Source organism: Stenotrophomonas sp. YJH_SMC_48-3 (assembly GCF_059369375.1).
Window position 1 is genome coordinate 1 of record NZ_JCAFSQ010000019.1, and the last position, 22,677, is coordinate 22,677.

Genomic DNA, 22,677 nt, shown 5'->3' on the forward strand with positions numbered 1-22,677 from the left:
GGACAATCATCCTTCCTGCAGGCGCCTTCACAAGATACCTGCGCATACTTTCAAAGATCCGGGGAAGTGGCCTCAGCGCCGCTCCCGTGTGCTGCGAAGTTTCCTTCGTAGCGAGCCGCCCATTATAGCCGGCTTTTCCGCTTCGTCAACACCTTTTTCAAGGCCGTCTCACCGGAGTGGACGTTGTTGCCGATGCCGCTTCGTCGTTGGACCCGTGGGCCTTTCGTCGTTGCGAGCCGCCTATTATGCCGGACTTTTCGAGTCCGTCAACACCTTCGTTCGATCAACTCGTTCGCCGGTGATGGCGTTGCTGATCGCGTGCCGTTTCCGAGGAAGCGATGCGTTGCAGCAAGGGGGCGAATTCTAGAGATCCTGCAGATTCCGTCAAGGCTTTTTTTTCATGGTGATGACAGAAGCGCCGCGACTTCAGGCATGACGTACGCTCGAAGATCACTGCGGCGTTGCCCGCGCGTTGCGCGGTCAACGCCGCAACGGCTATCAATGCACGGATGCAACAAGGAGAGACGGCAATGAACATGCAGGTGCGGCAAGCATGGTGGCGCGACCTTTCAGTGCCGGCCGTGGTCGCCGGCTTCATCACCGTGCTGGTCGGCTTCGCCAGTTCCGCAGTGATCGTGTTCCAGGCCGCACAGGCTGTCGGTGCCGACCAGGCACAGATCGCCTCATGGATGTGGGCACTGGGACTGGGCATGGGTGTCACCTGCATCGGGCTGTCGCTGCGCTATCGCGTGCCGGTGGTGACCGCATGGTCGACACCGGGCGCGGCGATGCTGGTGGTCGGTGCTGGTGGCGACTCGCTCGCTGAAGCCACCGGCGCATTCCTGCTCGCTGCGGTGCTTGGCATGCTGGCAGGCTTCTCCGGGGTGTTCGCACGATTGATGCAGCGGGTGCCGATGGCGCTGGCCGCCGGCATGCTGGCCGGCGTGCTGCTGCGCTTCGGTCTGGACGTGTTCGTGGCCATGAATTCCCAACTGGTACTGGCAGTGGCAATGTTCGCCACCTGGCTGGCGGGACGCCGCTTGTTCCCGCGCTATGCGGTCATCGCCACACTGCTGGTCGGCATCGCGGTCGCAGCCAGCCGTGACCTGCTGCACGCACAGCAGGTGCAGCTGCAGCTGGCGGTGCCGCAATGGGTGACCCCGTCCCTGTCCTGGACTGCGGTAGCCGGCATCGCCCTGCCCCTGTTCGTGGTCACCATGGCCTCGCAGAACATCCCCGGTGTGGCAGTGATGCGTGCCTCCGGCTATGACGCGCCGGTGTCGCCGCTGATCGGCTGGATCGGCGTGGTCAATACATTGCTGGCGCCGTTCGGTGCCTACGCACTGAACCTGGCCGCGATCACGGCCGCGATCTGCATGGGCCGTGATGCGCACGAGGATCCGGCACGGCGCTACACCGCCGCCATGGCCGCTGGGGCTTTCTATATTGTCATCGGGCTGTTCGGTGCCACCGTGGCCGCCCTGTTCGCGGCTTTCCCAAAGGAGCTGGTGGCCTGCGTGGCCGGTATCGCGTTGTTCGGCACCATCGCCAACAGCCTGGCCAGTGCGCTGGCAGTAGAGCAGGACCGCGAGGCGGCACTGGTCACCTTCCTGGTCACCGCCTCCGGCGTCTCACTGGCCGGCATCGGTTCGGCGTTCTGGGGCCTGGTGGCCGGTGCGCTGTGCCTGCTGGTGCTGCGGCCGCGTCAGGGCCGCTGACCTGTCCTACCCCGCCAGTGCGGCGCCGACGGTGCTCAACACCACCGAGATGACGATGGCGGCCAGTGTGGCGACCACGCTGGTGCCGCCGCGTGCGGTCAGCTCGCTGCGCAGCCGTGCGTCATCGCCGCCGCTGACGGCACGGGCTTGGGCGATCAGGCGTTGGCAGTGTGCCAGGTACCAGGTGTTGCCAAAGGTGCCGGTGGTGACGCTGAGCGCGATGGTGATGACCAGCGACACGCCTTCGGGCACATCCAGCAAGGTCTCCACCACGCTGATCAGCAGCAGCAGGCCGACCCACATTGCCGCCAGGCGGTACATCCTGCGGTACATCATCCAGATCGGGCCGAGCAGGAAGGCCGGCCAGTGCCAGGTTCCACTGGCGGTGGCAATGCCCTGATCCAGTCGCCAGCGCTGGCGATAGATCGGGAAGTTGCCGCCGACCACGCTGGCGTACAAGGCCATCTCGCCCTCCAGCCCCGCGGCGGCAGCCGTATCCGGTGCAGCGGCGGGGGCTCGATACGGATCGGACGGATCGCCGACACTTGGCGCAACGACCTCAACCGGTGGGGCTGTGTCGATATCCGGAGCCGGCGCCATCTCGATGGGCGTTGAATCCTGTTCCAGCTCCGCCAAGGGGCGCCACGCGGGCATGCCTTCGCGCCACAGCAGCGTGCGTGCCGTCACCGTGCCGTCCTGCTGCAGGCGACGCAGGGCGGCCAGGTCCACCGGTCCTTCGCTCTGCCTGCTGTTGGCGTACCACCACTGTGCGTCCTGCATGAAAACATCCTTGCTGCGTTGATTCGTTACCGGGTTACCGGTGTCCACGGTGCCGCGGACAATGTCTGTGACAGCACATGGCTGCCACCCGGCGGCAGGGTCACCACGTCGGGTCCGGCGTTGGCCGCTTCCAGGCAGACGTAGTCGCGCCAGCCCTCACCCACATCTGCCATCTTCGCTGCAGCCTCGGCACCGGGATTCCACGCCACCAGCGAGCGGCTTCCTTCCGTACGGATGTCGATGCGGCGTTTCAGCACCGGATCACGCAGGACATAGTGACCCTTGGCCTGCGTGTAGATGCGGTCGCTGCGCCCGGGATCACGGGGATCGCGCAACGTCCAGGCGCCCTGCTGCCGACGCGGCGTCGCATAGTTCTCGAACTTGTCCAGATAGTCCAGTCCGTCCACGCCGTCCACATCCACCGCGCTGGCATCACCCACGCGGAAATAGTTGTGCAGCGCCTGGGTGATGCTGGCAGGGGAACTGCCGACGTTCTCGGTGATCAGTCGCTGGGTCAACTGGCGGCCTACGCGCACAGTCATCCTCAATCGCAGGTCCAGGCTCTGCAGCACCGGGGGTGCCAGCGTGAGCTCGATGCTGCCGTCGTCCAGGCGACGGGCCTGTTGCAGTTCCCACGGCACGGTACGGACGAAACCGTGGGCGGGCACGTCGTTGCCCTGGCCTTGGCGGCCGAAGTACGGCCAGCAGACGGGGCTGCCTCCGCGGATCGGCGTGGGCAGTTCGGCGCGCCGGGGGGACAGCCACATCAGATCCGGCTGGCCCTTGGGCACGAAGGAAAGCAGCTGGCCGCCAAACACACTGATGGCCGCGCTGGCGTCGCCGGTTTCCACCAGCCAGGCATCGAGCCCCTGGTACTGCCCGCTGCGTACACCCTGGATCTGCTGCACGTGGGATCGACTCCGTATGGCCGGCGATTGCACGGCACTGTAGTTGCTGGGAAGCATGAAACGCGTGGGCACCGGTGCAGTGCGCGGCGCGTTCTGCAGAGTGCGAAGGATACGCTGTCCCGCGCGCCCATCTGCGTTGGCCCAGCCCAGGCGCTGCTGCTCGACCTGGATGGCGCGACGCGTGGCCGTACCGATCATGCCGTCGGCGCTTCCGATGTCGTGGCCGCGGGCCAGCAGCAGGGTCTGCAGCTGGCGGCGCTCATCGCGGCCGATACCGGGATCATCGGTCGGCCAGGCCGTGGCCAGGCCCGTGCCGCCACGCAGCTGGTCGGCCAGCGTGGCGATCGCCAGCGCGTAGCTTTCGGCAGCGTTGTAGCTGTAGATCGCGTCGTAGTTGCGGAACACCAGCAACGCCGGGCCCTTGCCGCCCGCCGGCAGCAGCAGGGCCGCGCGCGCGTCGGCAGGCAGGTTGGCCGGGGCCAACGCGCTGCCATCCAATGCGGTCACACCTTGCGCACGCCAGTCGGCCAGCGCCCGACGCTGGGTGCGCCCGGCCTGGCTGGCGTCGAAACCGGGCGGGATACGCACTTCCATGCCCCACGGCTCTCCGCTGCGCCAGCCGGCGCGCTTGAGGTAATTGGCGGTGGAGGCCAGCGCATCGGGAATGCTGCCGACCAGATCGCGGCGGCCATCGCCATCACCGTCCACGGCGATGCGTGCATAGGTGCTGGGCATGAACTGCGTATGCCCGAAGGCGCCGGCCCAGGAACCGGTGAGCCCCTGTGCCTGCAGGTCGCCGCGGTCGATCAACTTGAGCAGGGCCAGCAGCTCACCACGGAAGAAGGGCTGGCGGCGGCCGGCACAGGACAGCGTGGCCAGCGACTGCAGCAGCGGGCGCTTGCCGAACACACGGCCGTAGTCGCTCTCCACGCCCCAGACCGCGACGATGGTGGCCGGATCGACGCCGTACTGGGCCGACACCCGATCAAGCAGGGCCCGATGCTGCTGCAGCAGGACGCGCCCATCGTCCACGCGCTGGCGATCGACCAGCGCGGCCAGGTAGTCCCAGATCGGCGTGGTGAATTCCGGCTGCGCGTCGAGCAGGCCGAGCACGCTGGGATCGGGGGTGAGCCCGGCGATAATCCCATTGAAGCGGTCGGCACTGATGCCCTGGCTGGCGGCTGTCGATTGCAGGACGGCCAGGCAGCGGCTGAAAGCGGCATCGCTGCTGGCCGCAGGCGCTGCTGTCGAAGCGGGTGCCGCGGCGAGGACGGCCGCCAGGCCGAGCGTGGTCAGAATGGGCATGGCGTCCTCCGTGTTGCCGTTGCAGGGCCATCTTAGGCGCAGCGTAGGCGAACCTGAAGCAGCGCGGGCTGGCGGCGGCTAAAGGGCGCGAAGCAGGCGCAGGCCATAGGCCGGGCTTTCAGCATCCCAGCGCCGCACGACCTGCAGGCCCGCTGGCAGCAGCAACGCTTCGAAGCTGTCGTCGGTGTACTTGTGGCTGTATTCGACGCGGATCGGCTCGTCGGCCTGGAAGTGGAAGGTGCGGCCATCCAGACGGACGTCCTGTGCGCGCTGGCTGACCAGATCGGTTTCGATGCGCAGCCGCGCGATGCTGTAGCGGGCGCGGTGGCGGAAGCCGTCCAGATCGAAGTCGCTGCCGATCTCGCGGTTCAGGCGCGCCAGCAGGTTGAGGGTGAATGCAGCAGTGATGCCCTGCACATCGTTGTAGGCGGCTTCGATCAATGCCGGGTCCTTGTGCAGATCGATGCCGACCAGGGCCAGGCCATCGCGGCCCATGGTCTGGCGCATCGCGCGCAGCAGTGCGACGGCATCCTCTTCGACGAAATTGCCCAACGTGGAGCCCGGGAAGAACAACAGGCGCCGCGCAGGCTCGCGTTCCGGTGCCGGGACGGCGACCGCGCGGGTGAAGTCGGCACAGACCGGCAGCATCTCGACGTCCGGCAGCGCCGGGGCCAGATGGTCGATGCTGGACAGCAGCGCGGCGCGCGAGATCTCGATGGGGGTGTAGGCCACGGGGTCCTGCAGTGCCGCCAGCAGCAGCGCGGTCTTGCGGCCACTGCCGCTGCCCAGCTCCACCACATGAACATGAGGACCGACGCTGCGGGCGATGTCCGGCAGCACCCGCGCCAGCAGCGCCAGCTCGGTACGCGTGGGGTAGTACTCGCAGGTCTGCGTGATCTGCTCGAACAGGCGTGAGCCGCGTGCATCGTAGAAATACTTGGATGGCAGCTGGCGCGGTGTGCGCGACAACCCGGCCACCACGTCGGTGAGGATCTGCTGGCGGCCGGGGGTGAGGTCGGTCAACGCCTGCAGCGCGTCGTGAACGGTGCTCATGTGAGGTCCCTGGCCAGGCGCAGTCCGGAGAACTGCCAGCGCGCCGGCGGCATGAAGAAATTGCGATAGCTGGCGCGCACATGGCCCCGTGGCGTGACGCAGCTGCCGCCGCGCAGCACCCATTGGCCGCACATGAACTTGCCGTTGTACTCACCGAGGTTGCCCGCGAAAGGGCGGTAGCCGGGATAGGCACCATACGCGCTGTGAGTCCACTCCCAGACATCACCGAACAGCTGGCGCAGGCCGCTGCCCTGCCCCGCCTGCGGGTGCAGGTGATCGTCATCGGCAAAGTGGCCCCGCACCGCCTGAGACGCGGCGGCGGCCTCCCACTCGAACTCGCTGGGCAGGCGTGCCCCGGCCCAGCGGGCACAGGCATCGGCCTCGAAGTAGCTGAGATGGCAGACCGGCGCGTGCGGATCCAGCTCGCGCCAACCGCCCAGGGTGTATTCGCGCTGCAGGGTGTCATCCCAGTACAGCGGGTGCTGCCAGTCCTCGGCTTCACGCAACGCCCAGCCTTCACTGAGCCACCAGCGCGGTTCGCGGTAGCCGCCGGCATCGATGAAAGCACGGTACTCGGCATTGCTGACGGGACGTTCGGCCAGAGCATGTGCCGGCAGCAGCACGCGGTGCGGCGGCGATTCGTTGTCGTAGGCAAACGCAGCGTGCTGCGGCCAGGCTGCAGCGCCGACGGTAACGATGCGCTCGGGTGATTCGATCCAGCCCTGTGCACTGGCAGCGCCAGGGGGGGTGGGCAGGTCCTCGCGGTAGGCCGGCTGCAGCGGATTGCACCAGAACGCGTGCTTGATGTCGGTCAACAACAACTCCTGATGCTGTTGTTCGTGCTGCAGGCCCAGCTGCAGGTTGTGCAGCGCGTGTGGGTCCAGGTCACCTGCCGATAGCCGCGACTGCACCTGTGCATCGACCTGCTGGCGATAGTCATGCACCTGCTGCAGCGAGGGCCGTGAGAGGAGGCCGCGCTGCGGCCGGGCATGGGCGGGGCCGATACTCTTGTAGTAGCTGTTGAACAAGTAGTCCCATGCAGGGTCATGTGCAGGCGCAGCCGGGAAGCCGGCCAGCACGAAGCGTTCGAAGAACCAGGTGGTGTGGGCCAGGTGCCACTTGCTGGGGCTGGCATCGGCCATGCTCTGCAGCATGGCGTCCTCGGCGCTGAGCGGGCCGGCCAGTTGCATGCTGCGCGCACGCACGCGTGCGAACTGGTGGGCGAGATCGTGCTGCGGGGCAGCGACGGCGGCGGGTACGCTGTCCATGCCGACAGCATCGGTGCCGGCGGGTGAGTGCGATGTCATGGTCCGGCGTCACTTCGTTCACATGGATGGGCCTGCCGCATTCAAGAAGCCGCCCCGAACGCCGCTAACGGCAATGCTGCGGCCGCGTCGTCACCGCGCTGGAATTCCTGATTGCCCCTGCATCCGCTCCGCCAGCCTGCGCACTACCTGTTCGTGCTGCCCGCCGTGCTGGTTGCCGTGGTGCTGTGGGCGGCGTTGGGCAACGAAGACGTGGCCAGTCCGGCCCAACGCGTTCTGCCCTGGCTGCTGGCCTGCCTCGGTGCCGGCCTGGCCCTTCTCTACCACCAGGTGCGTGCGCTCTGCCTGCTGTTGGTGGTGGCAGTCATGTTCGCGATGCTGCACCAGGATGTCGGCGGCTACCTGCGCAGCGGCCATGTCAGCGCGCTGACACCGCTGCGCTTCCATGCCATCTCGGCGTGGCTGCCGTTGCTGTTCGCCGGCCTGTCGTTGTGGCCGGAGCGTGGGCGGCGCAGGCACGACCTGCTGTTGCGCTCCGTCGCCAGCAGTACGGCATTGCTGATCTTCCTGCTGCTGGCCGCGCAGCAGCCGCGCGGCATGCATGATCTGCTGTCGAACCGTCATTGGGCGTGGATCCCGGCCGACTGGAACGCGCTGGCGCAGCTGCCGGCGCTGCTGTTCCTCCTGGCCACGGCGGCGCTGGGTTGGCAGGCATGGCGGCATCCGCGGCCGCTGCACACGGCTATGCTGCTGGCGCTGCTGTGCCTGTGGTGGATGCTGCCGAGGGTCTTCCTGCAGCCGGTGCTGCTGCCTGCGCTGGCCAGTGCGGCCCTGCTGCTGATGCTGGGCGCGATGCTGCAGGAGTCGTTCCACATGGCGTTCAGCGACGAACTGACCGGCTTGCCGGGGCGCCGCGCCTTCAATGAGACCCTGCAACGGGCGCGCGGCACCTACAGCATCGCGATGGTGGACGTGGACCACTTCAAATCGTTCAACGACACCCACGGCCACGACACCGGCGACGACGTGCTGCGCCTGGTGGCCTCGCGGCTGGCGCGGGTCGGTGATGGTGGACGTGCGTTCCGCTACGGCGGCGAGGAGTTCGCGGTGGTGTTCCTGGGCCAGCCGGCCGACGCCTGCATGGATGCCGTGGAAGCCTTGCGGCAGAGCATCGAGGACACCCGCATGCAGCTGCGCGACCGCAGCACCCGCAGCCGCGACGATGACGCCGGGCGTCAGCAACGCGGGCGCGGCGGCAGCGGCCCGGTGGTGCAGGTGACGGTGAGCATCGGCCTGGCCGACAGCCTTGTGGACCCGCGCCCGGCAGCGGTGGTCAAGGCCGCCGACCGGGCGCTGTACGCAGCCAAGGACGGCGGCCGCAACCAGATCCGGGCGAACGCCCGACAGCGGGCTGAGGCTCAGACTGCGTCGAGGTAGTACCAGCGACCGTCGATGCGCAGGAAGCGGCTGTGTTCGGTCATCTTCACCGCGCTGCCGCCGCCTACCCGGTAGCGGGCGGTGAACCTCACCTCGGCGCTGTCAGCGCCGGTGACGGTGTGCTCATGGACGGTCAGGCCCAGCCAGTGCGTACGCTGCCCGGGCGCGTCATCCAGCGACAACTCGACCGGACGCGTGTCCGGATGCCAGCTCTGGCGCAGGTAGCCTGCCAGGCCCCGCACGTACGCGCTGTAGCGCGAACGCATGAGGCGTTCGGCGTCGGGGACGGTGTCGCCGGCATGGAAACGGCCACAGCAGGCGGCGTACTCCGCGGGTAGCCCGCAGGGACAGGGATCGGCAGGTTTTCGGCTCATGCGCGCATTGTCGCGCGGAGCGCCGCCAGCATCCATCGGCGAAGGGCGTATGCTGTCGCGCCCCCACCTTGATTGATCGCCGTGCTGGAACTGGTTCCCCCCGAGTTGTGGTGGCTGGTGGTGATCGCCTTCATCGCCGGTCTTGTGGATGCCGCCGTCGGTGGCGGTGGCCTGGTGCAGCTGCCGGGACTGTTCACGGTGCTGCCGCAGCAGACACCGGCGATGCTGTTCGGCACCAACAAGTTCAGTTCGATGTTCGGTACCGGTGCGGCTGCCTGGCGTTACGCGCGCAACGTGCGTTTCCCGTGGAAGCCGGTACTGTTCGCGGCCGGTACCGCCTTCATCTTCTCCTTCGCCGGGGCCACTGCGGTAAGCCTGCTGCCCAAGGACGCGGTGCGCCCGCTGGTGCTGGTCCTGCTGATCGCGATGCTGGCCTACACGCTGTGGAAGAAGGACTTCGGCGCGTTGCACCGGCCACAGGAGATCGGCCGCCGCGAGCTGGTGATCGCACTGGCGATCGGTGCGGCGATCGGCTTCTACGATGGATTCTTCGGGCCGGGTACCGGCAGCTTCCTGATCTTCCTGTTCGTACGCTTCTTCGGGCTGGATTTCCTGCGCGCGTCAGCGGCATCGAAGGTCGTGAACCTGGCGACCAACGTGGCAGCGATCTCGTTCTTCGTACCAACCGGCAACATCCTGTGGCTGTTCGCGCTGCCGATGGCCGCAGCCAACATCATCGGTTCGGTGGTGGGCACGCGCCTGGCGTTGAAGGGCGGCACGCCGTTCATCCGCAAGCTGTTCGTGGGGCTGGTGGTGGTGCTGATCGCGCGGATGGCGTGGGACACGTTCCGCGGTTCGTGAGGAACGTTATGAAATGGTAGGTGCCAACCTTGGTTGGCACGTTGTTTCAGGTCGCGAAGAGCAGCCGAGCATGGCTCGGCTCTACAGGTAGATGGACCGAGGCGCTCAGGCCTCGGCTTCTTCCGGTTCGTTGGCCTGCTGGCGACTGCGCTCGGGCAGCTTCAGGCGCTTGCCTTCTTCGTCGTACTCGATCAGCAACACCCCGGAGTCGTGTCGGCCGCTGATTTCGACGAAGCAGGCGCCGCCGATGAACGGTTCAAGCGTCATCACCGACTTCAGCGGGGTGGCGACCACCATCTGGAAGCCGAAGTTGTCGAAGATGTTCATCGCCAGCGCGGTGAACTCGTTGTCGGCCTTGTCGAAGGCCTCGTCGAGCACGACCGCCGCGTAGCTGGGCAGCTGGCTGTCGGCGCCGCCGAGCTGGTAGCGCAGCGCTGCCGCCAGGCAGGTGGTGGCCAGTTTCTGGCGCTGGCCACCGGACTTGCCGGCGCCACTGCGGTAGATCTCCACCTGCTGGCGCGTTTCTGCATCCAGCTCGACGCCGATGAACTCCACGTGCATGCGCACGTCCAGCACCAGCTCGCGCCAGCGCTTGTCCTCGCCTTCCTGCGAGCCCAGTCGGTTGACCAGCTGGCGCAGCACGGTGAACTGCGATTCGGCCAGTTCACGCTGCTCGGTCTGTTGCTGCGACAGCACCTCGCGCAGCTGCAGGTGGAACTCGGCGACTTCCGGCAGGCGGCGGTCGCTCAGTTCGATGGTCAGCAGCGTGCCACGGTTGAACGGCACCTGCTCCAGGCTGGCATTCACTTCATCCAGGCGCTGGCCGATCGACTTGCGGGCCTCGGCGCTGTGGCGCTGCAGGGCCAGCAGGTTGTTCTTGCTCTGGTTCTGCAGCAGATCGAAGAAGCGCTCTTCGTGCTGCGGCAGGCCATCGCGTTCCAGGCGTTCGAGGCGGGCGAGGAAGTCCTCGGCCGAGGCCACCGAGACGGTGAAGTCACCCGACTCCTCCGGCCACTGCTGGATGAAGCGGCGGAAGCAGCCGATCAGCTGGTTCTCGATGCGGTTGAGGTCCTGCTGCGAGGACGACAGCTGCTCGTTCAGCGCGTTGCTGACCTGGCGCATGTGCGCTTCGAGCGTTTCCAGGCTGAGCGGACCCTGCTCCTGCAGGCGCTCGGCAAGCCCGGCCTCCTGCTCCTGGGCCAGGGTCGGCAGCACCAGTGCACGGCTCTGCTGGCGGGCGCGATCGAGACGGTCGCGCTCCTTGACCAGCTGGCCGCGTTCGACGCGAACGTCCTCATAGGTGCGGCGTGCCTGTTCGATATCCGCACGCACGGCGTCGATCTGCTTGGCCAGCCTGGCGAGATCGGCGTTGCCTTCGCGCAGGTCGCGCAGGGTGGCTTCGATATCGCTCAGGCGCTGCTGCGGAGCGGCGATGTCGATCTCGTTCCAGCTGATGCTGACCAGCTCGTGGCAGGCCAGGCGGCGTTCGTTGTCGCGGTCACGTTGCCCGCGCAGGCGCGCGATGTCGGTCTCGCAGCTGGCGATGCGCTTGGCCAGTTCCTGGGCTTCGCGCTCGAAGGCACCGACCTTGTCGTGGTTGTTGAAGCCGAGGATCCAGCGGCGGCGGTCGCCCACTGCACTGCGGTCGTCCTTCTCGAAACGGTCACCTGGATGCTTGACCTGGCCTTCGCGGGTGATGCCGCGGTCGACGTTGCGCAGTTGCTTGGCATCCACGCATTCGTAGTCGAAGCGCTTGCCCAGCTCCCGGCGCAGCCAGCTTTCGAACACATGCTCGCGCAGTTCAAGCTTGTGCAGCAGCGATTTCGCCGAGGGTTCGCGCGCGAACGCATCATCGTTGCGGCGCACGCGGTAGTAGGTGAAGCGCATGCCCAGGTGAGTGCGGTTCACCCACTCGGCAACATCGTTGTAGTGCTTGTCGTCGACCAGCAGCGACAGCGCGAAACCGCCCAGCACGCGCTCGATGGCACCCTGCCAGCCCTGCTCTTCCGCGCGGACCTGGATCAGTTCACCTACGAACGGCAACGCTGCCTCGGCGATGCCGGTCTCTTCGGCCAGGCGCGCACGCAGCTTCTGCATCGGCGCCGGGATGTTGGACGGTGTGCGCTGCATCGCTTCGAGTTCGGCACGGACTTCGCCGAAACGGCGCTCGTCATCGCGCTTGCCGCCCAGGCGGTCACTGATCGCGTCGTCCAGTGCCGAGGAGGCACGCTGGCGGTCCTGCAGCTCGTTCTGTGCGCGCTCGACCAGTTCGGCGAAGCCATGGGCGTCGTCCGGCAGTTCGGCCCCCAGTTGCTGCGCCGCCTGGCGTGCCTGCTCGCGCTTGGCCTGGCGCCGGTCGCGCTCAGCTTCGGCACGGCCCTGCTCGCGTTCCAGTTCCTCGATGCGCTCACCGCCCTGCTGGCGGCGCTGCAGCTCCAGTTCGGCCAGGCGCTCGGTGTGATTGTCCAGTGCGGCACGGCGCTGGGCTTCTTCGCCAAGCAGGCCGCGGTCACGCACGTCCATCTCGCGCAGGCGCGCTTCGATCAGCGCCTGGCGGCGGCTCTCGCGGAAGCTGTCGACGCCAAGTTTCAAGGCTTCGTCGTCACCGCGCCGGCGGTGCATTTCCTTCAGGTCGTTGTAGTAGGCGCGCGCCGGCAGCAGGGTTTCCACCTGGCGGCGGGCGGTGACCACCGCCTGGTGTGCGCCATCAAGCTCGGCGAAATCGCTGACCAGGCGCTCGGCGGCGTCGAAGGTCTTCGGCGTGTCGAGCATGAAGTCGCGCAGGAAGACGTTGAGGTCTCCCAGGTTCTTCGCCGACTGCGTCTTGTGCAGCAGGCGCAGCGCCATCTCGTTGTCGATGCCGAGCAGGTCGCGGAAGCGCTCGGCGTAGCCGGAGAAGGTGTCGAAGTGGTGCAGGTCGGACAGCTTCTGCTTGAGCTTGCGCAGGTCCAGGTCGAAGCCGCCGAGATCCTTGGCGATGTCGAACGGGCGCTCGGCGATCATGTAGTGCTTGCGCACATCGCCGGCCGAGGTGCCGTTGCCGGAGATCCAGAGCAGGCGCACCAGGCTGACCACGCGGCCATCGCCGGCGCGGTATTCCAGCACCAGTGCGGTCCAGGTGGCGCCTTTGCGCAGGTACTGGGTGGCGATTTCGCCGGTGCCGCTGTCCTGCTGGTCAGCCCACGCGCCACGCACGTAGGACACCAGGTTGCGGTCGCGGCCGCTGCGCTCGGCTTCACGCGCAGCGGCGTTGAAGTCGACGATGGCCGGCGGCGTCAGCAGCGCGGACATGGCATCGAGCAGGGTCGACTTGCCCGAGCCGGAGCGGCCGACAAACAGGAAGCCGCGCTCGGCGATCGGCACTTCGGTCAGGCCGTTGAAGGTGCCCCAGTTGTGCACCTGCAGGCGGCGCATGCGGAACTGCTGCAGGCGCGGGTCCGGCAGGCCTTCGTTGAACAGTGCGGGAGTGTGCTTGGAGATAGCCATGCGATGGTCGGGTCTCTCAGGCCTCGGCGGCCGGGGTTTCGCGCAGCTGGCGGTACACCGCCGAAAGCTGGGACACGTCTTCGGCGGAGAACAGCAGCTTCAGCGCCGGCGAGACTTCGTGGCGGTCATCCTGGCCGCTGAGGCGGGTCAGGATGTGGTTGTCCTTCATCTTCTGCACCGCCGAGGCAACGCGGCGGTTGAAGCCGGCGCGGTCGGTGGACAGGTTCTTTTCATAGATGGCCAGCGCTTCGGCCATCTCGGCGTCGGCGACCACCGCGCGGTTGCCGCGTGCATCGGCCTCGGCCAGCTGCTGGCGCAGGTACAGCAGCAGCACCGAGTCGATGAAGGTCAGCGGCGAGGTGCGCAGCAGCACCGGCGCATCAACGTCTTCGGTATCGGCCTGGCGGGTGAACGCCACGCCGCTGTCGCGGTCGAGCACCAGTTCCAGGAACAGGTCCGCCAGCGATGAGCGGATGGCCGCTTCGCTGCGGATCAGCGCGGGCCACAGCTTCGCGTGGCGCAGCTGGTCGATGCTGGGGCCGATCAGCAGCTGGCACAGCGCGCGGCGCGCATCCAGCGGCAGGCGCCCGGTGTCGCCGAGGTAGTACACGTCGTTGCCACGGCGGGGCTGCGCCATGGTCGCCGCCGGCTCGGCCTCGTAGGCGTCTTCCGCCACGTCGGCCTGCGGTGCTTCGATGGGATCTTCATGCCAGCTCATGGCGTCTCTCCTGGGTGAACCAAACCAGCGGGATGCGGGCGCGGCGGATCTGGCCGTCGCCACCGCGCCATTGCGCAAGCTCCTGCTCGCCGGCGACCACGTTGCCGAAACGCGTGCCCAGCGACAGGTAGCCGATGACGCTGCCGAGGCCCTGCGGCGCTTCGCGCTGCGACAGGGCCTGGGCGATGCTGAGCCGCGGCTGTGCATCGAGCAGGTCGTGCAGGTCGCGGCGCAGGGTGCGGAAGTCGATTTCGGACGAAGCGACCAGATCGCCGACGCTTTCCAGACTGATCGCGGCCGCGTCGTTGTACTCGACGTTGCCATCGACCTGGGCACTGCGCGGATCGTGCAGCTTCCATTGCGACCACGAACGCAGGCGGCTGGTGGTCAGCTGCAGGTCGCGGCCGATGCCGCGTTGTGCGGGGAACTCGTCACGCAGCGCCAGCGCTTCGGACTGCGCCTGCTTGAGCAGCTGGTTGAGGCGGCGCTGCTCCAGATAGCCACGGCTCTGTACGAAGCCGCGCAGGCTGCGCGCGAAGTGCTGCAGCACGTCGTGCACCTGGCCACCGCGCTCGAGCATGGTGCTGGTGAAGCCGCGCAGGAAGTTGCGCTCGTTGCGGTCCAGGCGCCGGGCAAAGCCACGCGCCAGCACCGCTTCCAGCGCGGCATCGAGCTGGGCGCTCTGCTCGGCGTCATTGAGCAGACGCCAGAAGGCCTGGAAGCTGCGCCCTGCATCACTCTCGCCGATCACGTCCACGCCTTCGAACAGCTGCGACAGCACGTCGCCGCGCTCGCCTTCATCGTCGATGATGCGTTCGCGGAACTCGCGGTTGAGCTGCTCGAAGTCATCGCGCACGCGCCGGAAATCCTCGGTCAGCTCGTCGGCCAGGCCGATGATCTGGCGCGCACGTTCCAGGGCGCGCTTGCCATCCAGCGCGGTGACGCGGCCGGCGCCGACGCGGGCGATCTCGGCGTCGATGCGGTCGCGCTCGTCGCGCAGCGCCGAGAGGCGGGCATCGGGGTCGGACTCGGTCTGCGCGGCCAGCTGCGAGAGCTGTTCGATGACCAGTGCCAGGCGGCTCTCGGTGGCGGCCACGCGAGCCTGCTCGAGGCCGTCGGCGAAGCGGATCGCCTGTAGCGCTGCGGTCGACAGCTCGTACTGTTCCTGGTCGGCGCCTTCGGGCAGGCGGCGCTCCAACCAGCCTTGGGCCAGCCAGTGCGCGATGTAGGCCTGCGCGGTCCGCGGCAGCTCGCGCGAGAGTTCATCGCCGGCCAGCTGGTCCAGCGCGCGCTGCAGGCGCTCGTTGAGCACCGACGAAGGCAACGTGCGCTCGCCGTCCATCAGCAGGCCCTGCAACAGGCCGATGATTTCCGGGGCATGGTCGGCGGCAAGCAGCTTCCACTGGGGCTGTTCGCGCAGGTGACGGTAACGGGCAATGCGTTCGCGATGCTTCATGCAGCGAAAAGAGTCATGAGGTCTGGTGGGGACAAGCAGCCACCCACGGCGGCTGCGTGGGCAGCCGTGGGCATGCCGGCCACCAGGGGCCGGCGCGGTGCGGGCAAGCGGCTCAGCGCTTGCCGCCCACTTCGATGAAGCGCAGGAACTCGGCGCGGGTGCGCGCGTCGTCGCGGAAGCTGCCCAGCATCTTGGAGGTGACCATGCTGACGCCGCGCTTGTGGATGCCGCGGGTGGTCATGCACTCGTGGGCGCCTTCGACGACCACGCCGACGCCGATCGGCTGCAGCACGTCCTGGATGCACTGGGCGATCTGCGCGGTCATCTTCTCCTGCACCTGGAAACGGCGGGCGTAGGCTTCGACGACGCGGGCAAGCTTGCTGATGCCCACCACCTTGCCGGCCGGCAGGTAGCCGACATGCACGCGGCCGATGATCGGCGCCATGTGGTGTTCGCAGTGGCTTTCGTACTCGATGTCACGCAGGACGATCAGTTCGTCGTAGCCGGCCACTTCCTCGAAGGTCCGCTCCATGTAGGCGCGCGGGTCGTCGCGGTAACCGCTGAACCAGTCGCCATAGGCTTCGGCGACACGGCGGGGGGTATCCAGCAGGCCTTCACGGGACGGGTCCTCACCGGCCCAGCGCAGCAGGGTGCGCACGGCATCCTCGGCCTGGTCCTGGGTCACGTCGCCCTGCGGGGCGGCCTTTTCGTTGTTCTTGCTCATTGCGTACAGCGTCCCGAACGGGGGGCGAGCATCGTACCCGACCGGGGGGTGGGTCGTCCTGTTGGGACGGTTCATCGGGGGGTTCTTCCGCGCCTCGTTGCTGCTGAGCGAGAGGGGGAAGTGGCAGGCCGGGCAGGACACGCCGCAAGTACGTCCCTGTAGGCTCGGCCACGGCATCCATGCCGTGGACGGTCCTGCCCGGCCTGCCCCTCCCCCTCTCCGACAAATTCCTGCGGGCGCGGCCGGACCGCCCGAAAGCGGGGTCAGAAGCGGAGGTTCATGGCTTCGGAAGCGGCCGCCGCCGCCTTGGTGGGTGCGGACCGCTGGTCCGCACTGCTTCTGCTCTTGCTTCTAAGAGCCAACCCACCGCGCTCGCGGGGTGATGGGAAGGCAGCGGGGGCCGGGCGGGGCAGGACCGTCCGCGGCATGGATGCCGCGGCCGAGCCCCCAAGGGTGAGGGCGCTTTGCTTGCGAGGCATGCCTCGCAAGCGCCCGAACGCACAGCCGCCAGCGGCTGGGCCGGACCCCGGAGGGGGGTTCACGGCGTGTCCTGCACCGTCCGGCCCCCCCTGCCCCACCCGACACCAGGCAGGCGCAACGCTTTCCTCACTACACCCCCCATTCAGAAAAACCTATTGATAGGAATGAAATTAGTAGTATCCTATCTATCTCTTATGGACCGACCTCTCGACGAGCGCACCGTGCTGCAGATGCAGCTCAGCTCCGGCCTGCTGTACGCAGGGCGGCAGTGGCAGCGCCTGGCCGACAGTCGGCTCGGCAGCTACGGCATCTCCACCGCCTGCACCATGCCCCTGCTGATGATCGGCCGCTCCGGCGGTGGCATCCGCCAGGTGGCGCTGGCCCAGCAGCTGGGCATGGAGGGTCCTTCCCTGGTGCGCCTGCTGGACAAGCTGTGCGCCAGCGACCTGGTCCGCCGCGAGAGCGACGCCAGCGACCGCCGCGCCAACCTGCTGTGGCTGACCGACGCGGGCCATGCGCTGGTCAGCGAGCTGGAAGACCAGTTGATCGGCCTGCGCCAGGACGTGTTCGGCGAGCTTTCCATGGATGAACTGCACGCCGTGCTGAAGGCATGGCGCCTGCTGGCCGAGGCCGCCGACCGCATCACGTAAGAGCGCTGCCCCCGAACACCGCCGCTGCCGTGCACACGCCAGCGGCTTTTGCCCGTTGCCGTTGTTCTGTTGTCCCTCCCCTCCCCCACCTCGCCCCCGCCCCTTCCGATGCCCGGTGAATTCAGTCTCCATGGAGTGTTCGTCCCGACCCTGCTCGGGTTGATGTTGTTGGCCTACCTGGCCAACAGCGGCCTGCACGCGCTGCTGCAGCGTGCCGGCGCCTATCGCCATGTATGGCACCCGGCGCTGTTCAACCTGGCGCTGTACGGGATCGTGCTTGGCCTGCTGTTCCACCTCCTGCGTTGGATGCAATCGTGAACAAGATCGTGAAGAAGACCCTGCCCATACTGCTGACCAGCGCAGCCGTGATCGTCGCCCTGCTGGTGCTGCGCCAGCTGTGGGTCTATTACATGGATGAGCCGTGGACCCGCGACGCCCATGTCGGTGCCGACGTGGTGCAGGTGGCACCGGACGTGTCCGGGCTGGTGGAAACGGTGAACGTGGCCGACAACCAGGCGGTGAAGAAGGGCGACGTGCTGTTCGTGATCGACCGCGCGCGCTACCGCATCGCGCTGGAACAGGCCAAGGCCAGCTTGGCCGAGCGCCAGGCCTCGGTGGCGCAGCTGCGCCGCGAGATCGGCCGTGACCGCAGCCTGCAGGATCTGGTCGCCGCCGAGGACGCCGAAGTGCGCCGCGCCAAGCTGCAGGCTGCACAGGCTGCGCTGGGCACCGCACAGGCGGCGGTCGACCTGGCCGAGCTCAACCTGGGCCGCACCGAGGTGCGCGCACCGGCCGATGGCCGGGTCAACGACCGCACCATGCGCGTGGGCGACTACGTGGTGGCCGGCAAGCCGGTGCTGGCGCTGCTGGACACCGGCTCGTTCCGCATCGACGGCTACTTCGAGGAAACCCGCCTGCGCGGCGTGGCCCCGGGGCAGCGCGTGGACATCCGCCTGATGGGCGAATCGGCGCCGCTGCGCGGCCATGTCGAGAGCATCGCCGCCGGCATCGAGGATCGCTACCGCAGCAATGGCAGCTCTCTGCTGCCGAACGTGACCCCGGCCTTCGACTGGGTGCGTCTGGCCCAGCGCATTCCGGTGCGCATCGCCATCGACGAGGTGCCCAAGGGCGTGGAACTGATTGCCGGCCGCACCGCCACGGTGACCGTGGACACCGGCCGTCACCCGCACAACGACAAGGCCGGCACCGCGCCGACACAGGCGGGCCTGTGAACGCCGCCCTGCCCCGTCTCGGCCTGATCGTCGCGCTGGCCAGCCTGGCCGCGTGCAGGACCGTTGGCCCCGACTATGCACTGCCGGAAGGCTCGGCCTTCAAGCGCCCGGAGGCCAATGCGGCCTTCATCGATACGCAGAACCCGCAGGTGGCCGCCAACCAGGCGCTGCCCGACCGCTGGTGGTCGCTGTACAACGACCCGGTGCTGGATGGCCTGATCACCCAGGCGCTGCGAGACAACGTCGAACTGAAGGCCGCCGATGCGCACCTGCGCCGTGCGGCGGCGGTATACGAACAGGCGCTGGACGCCGGTGGCTTCGAGTACGAAGCCGAGGCCGGGGTCAGCCGCGCGCAGCTGTCGGCCGAATCGTTCCTGCAGGAGCACGAGCTGCCGGTGATCAACCTGGCCGATGGCAAGTTCGCGGTCAGCTACCAGTTCGACCTGTTCGGCAAGCTCAAGCGCGGCGCCGAAGCGGCGCGTGCCGACGAGCAGTCGGTGGCGGCGGCACGCGATCTGGCCCAGGTCAGTGTGGTCGCCCAGGTGGCCGACAGCTACCTGGAAATCTGCCATGCCAACCACGAACTGCACGTGGCCGAGCATTCGCTGCAGCTGCAACAGCGCAGCCGCACCGTTACCGAGCGCCTGATCGCGGCTGGCCGTGGCACGCCGCCGGAGCTGGCCCGCGCCAATGCCCAGGTGGCGCTGCTGGAAGCTGCACTGCCGCCGCTGCATGCGCAGCGCTCGGCGGCCGCCTATTCGCTGGCCGCCCTGCTCGGGCAGACCCCGGGCCAGCTGCCGACTGGCGTGATCGACTGTGCACACGCCCCCGGCCTGGCGCAGCCCCTGCCGGTCGGTGATGGCCGTGCGCTGCTGCAGCGCCGCCCGGACGTGCGCCAGGCCGAACGCAAGCTGGCCTCGGCCACCGCGCGCATTGGCGTGGCCACCGCCGAACTGTATCCGGACATCCGCCTGGGTGCCTCGGTGGGTGCCGCCGGCCTGCTGGAAGACTTCGGCACGCCGATGACCCAGCAATGGTCGATCGGCCCGCTGATTTCGTGGACGTTGCCGTCGTCGGGCACGCACGCGCGCATCCACGCCGCCGAAGCCGGTGCCGACGCGGCGCTGGCCGAGTTCGACCACACGGTCCTGCAGGCGCTGCGCGAGACCCAGACCGCGCTGGACCGCTATGCGCAGGACCTGCGCCGGCTGCAGTCGTTGCGCATCGCGCAGGAGCAGGCCGCGCTGGCTGCCGAGCAGAACCGCCGGCTGTACCAGGGCGGCCGCACGCCGTACCTGTCCAGCCTGGATGCCGACCGCAGCCTGGCCACCAGCGATGCCACGCTGGCGGCCGCCGAAGCGCAGGTCTCGCGCGACCAGATCCATCTGTTCCTGGTGCTGGGCGGTGGCTGGCAGGCAAGCGCCACCGCGCCCAACGCCTCGACCGCAGCGAAGTAAGCCATGAACGCGCTGACCGACCGCCAGGCCTGGCTGTTCTCGATCAAGACCTACCTGGCCGCAGTGGCCGCGCTGTACATCGCCATGGCCGGCAACCTGTCGCGCCCGTACTGGGCGATGGGCACGGTGTACATCGTCAGCCAGCCGCTGCTGGGCCCGACCCGGGCCAAGGGCGTGTACCGCATCGTCGGCACCCTGGTGGCCGGCCTGGCCACCCTGCTGGTGCTGCCGGCACTGGTGGAAACGCCGCTGGTCCTGAGCGCGGCGATGTCGATCTGGCTGGCCGGCTGCCTGTTCATGGCCCTGCTCAACCGCGGCCCGCGCGGCTACGCGTTCCTGCTGGCCGGCTACACCACCGCCTTCATCGGCTTCCCCGCAGTGACCTCGCCGGAAACCATCTTCGACACGGTGGTGGCGCGCAGCGAGGAGATCATCCTCGGCACGGTGGTGGCGGTGCTGTTCGCCTCGCTGCTGTTCCCGGCCTCGGTGCGGCCGATGCTGCGCGCCCGCATCGGCAACTGGATGGAGGACGCCGCGCAGTGGTGCCGGCAGATCCTGGAACGTGGCCGTGCACACGCGCCACGCAACCGGTTGGCCGCCGACTTGGTGCAGTTCGAGGCATTGATCGAGTTCCTGCGCCGCGACGACCCGCGCCATGCCGGTTCGGCAGTGTCGATGGAGCGGCTGCGCGAACGCATGCTGCTGCTGTTGCCGGTGCTGTCCTCGATTGCCGACCGCCTGAGCGCGCTGCGCAGCGATGGCCAGGCCCTGCCTGAAGGTTTGCCGGCGCTGGTCGATGACATCCACGACTGGCTGGACGGCCCGACCAACGCCAGTGAGTACGCGCGGCTGCGCGCGCGCATCAGCGCGCTGAAGCCGCAGGTGGACCGCGACCTGCAGCACCTGCAGCTGGCCAGCCTGCTGCTGCGCCTGGAGGAGCTGGTGGACCTGTGGCAGGACTGCCGCACCCTGCAGCACGCGATCGATCAGGGCACCGCGCCGCTGGACCGCGCGCACTATCGCATCCGCACCGAACGGGTGGCCGCCGACAGGCACGTCGACTACGGCATGGCACTGTTCTCCGCGCTCAGTGCCGGCGTGGCACTGATGAGCTACTGCGTACTGTGGATCGCGCTCGGTTGGGAGGGCGGTGGCAACGGCGCGATGATGGCGGCGGTGACTGCCGCATTCTTCGCCGCACAGGACGATCCGGCCCCCAGCATGGTGCAGTTCCTGGTGTGGGCGATGGTCGCCTCGGTGGTGGCCGGCGTGTACCTGTTCGGCGTGTTCCCGGCCGTGCACGACTTCGGCCTGCTGGCGCTGGTGCTGGCGGTGGCGTTCCTGCCGCTGGGGCTGATGCTGCACCACCCCAAGAGCGCGTTGTTCGCGCTGCCGCTGACAGTGAACCTGGCCGCGCTGCTGAGCCTGCAGAACACCTACAGCGCCAACATCCAGACCTTCCTCAACTCGTCGATCGCGATGTTCATCGGCATTGGCTTTGCAGTGGTGATGACCCGCCTGTTCCGTTCGGTAGGTGCCGAGTGGACCGCACGCCGGCTGGTGCGGCAGGGCTGGACCACGCTGGCCGAAGCCGCCGAAGGACGCGGCCAGCAGGATCGGCAGCGCTTCGCCGCACGCATGCTCGACCTGCTGGGCCTGCTCGCCCCGCGCCTGGCGGCGACGCCCGAGGGCAGTGACATCGCCTCGGTGGACATGCTCAACGAGGCGCGCATCGGCCTGAACATCCTGCAGCTGCGCCGTGCACGGCTGGAACTGCCCGAGCGCAGCCGTGAGGCGGTCGAGCACATTCTTGAAGAGATCGCCGTGCACTACCGCCGGCAGATCGCTGCGCGCAAACCGATTGTGGCGGCCGACGCATTGCGCGAGCGGTTGGATACCTCGCTGGGACGGGTCGGCAGCGTGGCCGCCTGCAAGGCGCGCGACGAGGCGCTGATGGGCCTGATCGGGCTGCGCTTTGCGTTGTTCCCGGAGGCGAAGGCGTTGGCGCCGGGATGGGTAGGCGCCGAATCGCCGTCCGTGTAATGCGATCCGCCAGGCGCGGCCCGGCGCTACCATCGTGGCCCGGTAGCGCCGGGCCATGCCCGGCGGCCACTCGCAATCCCCACAGGACGGTTCAATGAGTTACGACATGATGGTGTTCGAGGCCAGCGCGGCCCCGCGCGAAGCGGCGGCCTTCATCGCCTGGTTCGAGAAGCAGACGCAGTGGAACGAGCGCCACGAGTACGACGACCCGGCGGTCAGCAGCCCGGCGCTGCAAGCGTGGTTTGCGGAGATGGCGCAGGACTTCCCGCCGTTGAACGGCCCGTTGAGCAACGACGATGACGATCGTGCCGAAGTGACCGAGTACAGCATCGGCCGCGAGGTGATCTACGGCGCGTTTGCCTATTCGGTGGCCGAGCGCGCGCACGGCCGCGTGCAGGACCTGGCCGAGAAGCACGGCGTGGGCTTCTTCGATGTGAGTGCCGATGAAGCGGCGATCGTGTTCCCGGATGGGTTGGTGCTGATCGCGGAATGACGGGGGCGGCAGGGCTGCGCCCTGCACCTGCCGAGGCAACGTCAACGTCAAAAGCGGGTGTTCCTTGGGATGGCGGGGTGGGTCCGGTTGAGGGGGACGCCGTAAACCCATCCATGAAGTGACCCCCGAGACTTGGACAGGGGTCAGGCGGCCGATTGGGCCTGTTGGGCCTGCTCCCGGTACTGTACCGGGCTCAGGCCCTTCAATTTCAATTTGATGCGCTCCTGGTTGTAGTAC

General features: G+C 68.0%; 20 protein-coding genes. 9 read left to right on the forward strand and 11 right to left on the reverse strand.

The features are described 5' to 3' along the window. Positions 1 to 283 precede the first annotated feature (283 nt). Positions 284 to 538 (reverse strand): hypothetical protein, encoded by a 255-nt coding sequence (locus AC5P65_RS20060; protein ID WP_134735937.1) that lies wholly within the window; start codon positions 536 to 538, stop codon positions 284 to 286. Here AC5P65_RS20060 and AC5P65_RS20065 point away from each other — a divergent pair. Continuing rightward, positions 531 to 1,718: a benzoate/H(+) symporter BenE family transporter gene (locus AC5P65_RS20065; RefSeq protein WP_021202051.1), complete on the forward strand. Its 1,188-nt coding sequence runs from the start codon at positions 531 to 533 to the stop codon at positions 1,716 to 1,718. The two genes, AC5P65_RS20060 and AC5P65_RS20065, sit on opposite strands and share 8 nt — an antisense overlap. Before the next feature lie 6 nt (positions 1,719 to 1,724). Here the strand turns inward: AC5P65_RS20065 and AC5P65_RS20070 are convergent, their stop codons facing one another. The 4 genes from AC5P65_RS20070 to egtB form a co-directional block, all read right to left on the reverse strand. After that, complete coding sequence (locus AC5P65_RS20070; protein ID WP_021202050.1) at positions 1,725 to 2,498, reverse strand: DUF2628 domain-containing protein; 774 nt, start codon at positions 2,496 to 2,498, stop codon at positions 1,725 to 1,727. A gap of 26 nt (positions 2,499 to 2,524) precedes the next feature. Further along, positions 2,525 to 4,711, reverse strand: a complete 2,187-nt coding sequence (locus AC5P65_RS20075; protein ID WP_227852623.1) for a lytic murein transglycosylase — start codon at positions 4,709 to 4,711, stop codon at positions 2,525 to 2,527. Positions 4,712 to 4,789: 78 nt separating this feature from the next. Beyond that, positions 4,790 to 5,764, reverse strand: a complete 975-nt coding sequence (egtD, locus tag AC5P65_RS20080) for an L-histidine N(alpha)-methyltransferase (RefSeq protein ID WP_049412901.1) — start codon at positions 5,762 to 5,764, stop codon at positions 4,790 to 4,792. Beyond that, entirely contained in the window at positions 5,761 to 7,032 is a 1,272-nt protein-coding gene (egtB, locus tag AC5P65_RS20085) for an ergothioneine biosynthesis protein EgtB (protein ID WP_019658761.1), read from the reverse strand. Before egtB ends, egtD begins: the two co-directional genes overlap by 4 nt. A 150-nt stretch (positions 7,033 to 7,182) precedes the next feature. Here egtB and AC5P65_RS20090 point away from each other — a divergent pair, with 150 nt between their 5' ends. Further along, entirely contained in the window at positions 7,183 to 8,466 is a 1,284-nt protein-coding gene (locus tag AC5P65_RS20090; RefSeq protein ID WP_134735939.1) for a GGDEF domain-containing protein, read from the forward strand. Here AC5P65_RS20090 and AC5P65_RS20095 read toward each other — a convergent pair. Then, positions 8,448 to 8,840, reverse strand: a complete 393-nt coding sequence (locus tag AC5P65_RS20095; protein WP_026346891.1) for a YchJ family protein — start codon at positions 8,838 to 8,840, stop codon at positions 8,448 to 8,450. The two genes, AC5P65_RS20090 and AC5P65_RS20095, sit on opposite strands and share 19 nt — an antisense overlap. Before the next feature lie 81 nt (positions 8,841 to 8,921). Between AC5P65_RS20095 and AC5P65_RS20100 the strand changes: the two genes are divergently transcribed. Then, positions 8,922 to 9,701: a sulfite exporter TauE/SafE family protein gene (locus AC5P65_RS20100; protein WP_019658763.1), complete on the forward strand. Its 780-nt coding sequence runs from the start codon at positions 8,922 to 8,924 to the stop codon at positions 9,699 to 9,701. 105 nt (positions 9,702 to 9,806) lie between these two features. Here AC5P65_RS20100 and AC5P65_RS20105 read toward each other — a convergent pair whose 3' ends face one another. From AC5P65_RS20105 to folE, 4 genes are all read right to left on the reverse strand, one after another. Continuing rightward, entirely contained in the window at positions 9,807 to 13,187 is a 3,381-nt protein-coding gene (locus AC5P65_RS20105) for an ATP-binding protein (RefSeq protein WP_021202048.1), read from the reverse strand. A 16-nt stretch (positions 13,188 to 13,203) separates the two neighbouring features. Continuing rightward, complete coding sequence (locus AC5P65_RS20110; RefSeq protein ID WP_019658765.1) at positions 13,204 to 13,905, reverse strand: DUF4194 domain-containing protein; 702 nt, start codon at positions 13,903 to 13,905, stop codon at positions 13,204 to 13,206. Further along, entirely contained in the window at positions 13,892 to 15,361 is a 1,470-nt protein-coding gene (locus AC5P65_RS20115; protein WP_019658766.1) for a DUF3375 domain-containing protein, read from the reverse strand. Before AC5P65_RS20115 ends, AC5P65_RS20110 begins: the two co-directional genes overlap by 14 nt. A gap of 112 nt (positions 15,362 to 15,473) precedes the next feature. Further along, on the reverse strand, positions 15,474 to 16,085 hold the full coding sequence (gene folE / locus AC5P65_RS20120; RefSeq protein ID WP_004141296.1) for a GTP cyclohydrolase I FolE: 612 nt from the start codon (positions 16,083 to 16,085) through the stop codon (positions 15,474 to 15,476). A gap of 674 nt (positions 16,086 to 16,759) precedes the next feature. Between folE and AC5P65_RS20125 the strand changes: the two genes are divergently transcribed. The 6 genes from AC5P65_RS20125 (at position 16,760) to AC5P65_RS20150 (ending at position 22,440) form a co-directional block, all read left to right on the forward strand. Beyond that, the gene (locus AC5P65_RS20125) at positions 16,760 to 17,215 is read left to right on the forward strand and encodes a MarR family winged helix-turn-helix transcriptional regulator (RefSeq protein ID WP_012481667.1); all 456 of its coding nucleotides are present in this window, start codon (positions 16,760 to 16,762) and stop codon (positions 17,213 to 17,215) included. Between the two features lie 108 nt (positions 17,216 to 17,323). Then, positions 17,324 to 17,533: a DUF1656 domain-containing protein gene (locus tag AC5P65_RS20130; RefSeq protein ID WP_180833053.1), complete on the forward strand. Its 210-nt coding sequence runs from the start codon at positions 17,324 to 17,326 to the stop codon at positions 17,531 to 17,533. Further along, positions 17,530 to 18,447: an efflux RND transporter periplasmic adaptor subunit gene (locus tag AC5P65_RS20135; RefSeq protein WP_180833052.1), complete on the forward strand. Its 918-nt coding sequence runs from the start codon at positions 17,530 to 17,532 to the stop codon at positions 18,445 to 18,447. The genes AC5P65_RS20130 and AC5P65_RS20135 overlap by 4 nt, the downstream gene beginning before the upstream one ends. Continuing rightward, positions 18,444 to 19,904 (forward strand): efflux transporter outer membrane subunit, encoded by a 1,461-nt coding sequence (locus tag AC5P65_RS20140; protein WP_111099331.1) that lies wholly within the window; start codon positions 18,444 to 18,446, stop codon positions 19,902 to 19,904. The genes AC5P65_RS20135 and AC5P65_RS20140 overlap by 4 nt, the downstream gene beginning before the upstream one ends. 3 nt (positions 19,905 to 19,907) lie before the next feature. Beyond that, positions 19,908 to 21,947 (forward strand): FUSC family protein, encoded by a 2,040-nt coding sequence (locus tag AC5P65_RS20145; RefSeq protein ID WP_111099330.1) that lies wholly within the window; start codon positions 19,908 to 19,910, stop codon positions 21,945 to 21,947. Between the two features lie 94 nt (positions 21,948 to 22,041). Further along, positions 22,042 to 22,440 (forward strand): hypothetical protein, encoded by a 399-nt coding sequence (locus AC5P65_RS20150; protein ID WP_021202044.1) that lies wholly within the window; start codon positions 22,042 to 22,044, stop codon positions 22,438 to 22,440. Positions 22,441 to 22,583: 143 nt separating this feature from the next. On the opposite strand, the gene AC5P65_RS20155 is transcribed toward AC5P65_RS20150, so the two are convergent. Continuing rightward, positions 22,584 to 22,677, reverse strand: a 94-nt coding sequence (locus AC5P65_RS20155) for an IS3 family transposase (protein WP_134735953.1), incomplete at its 5' end; no start/stop codon positions are given.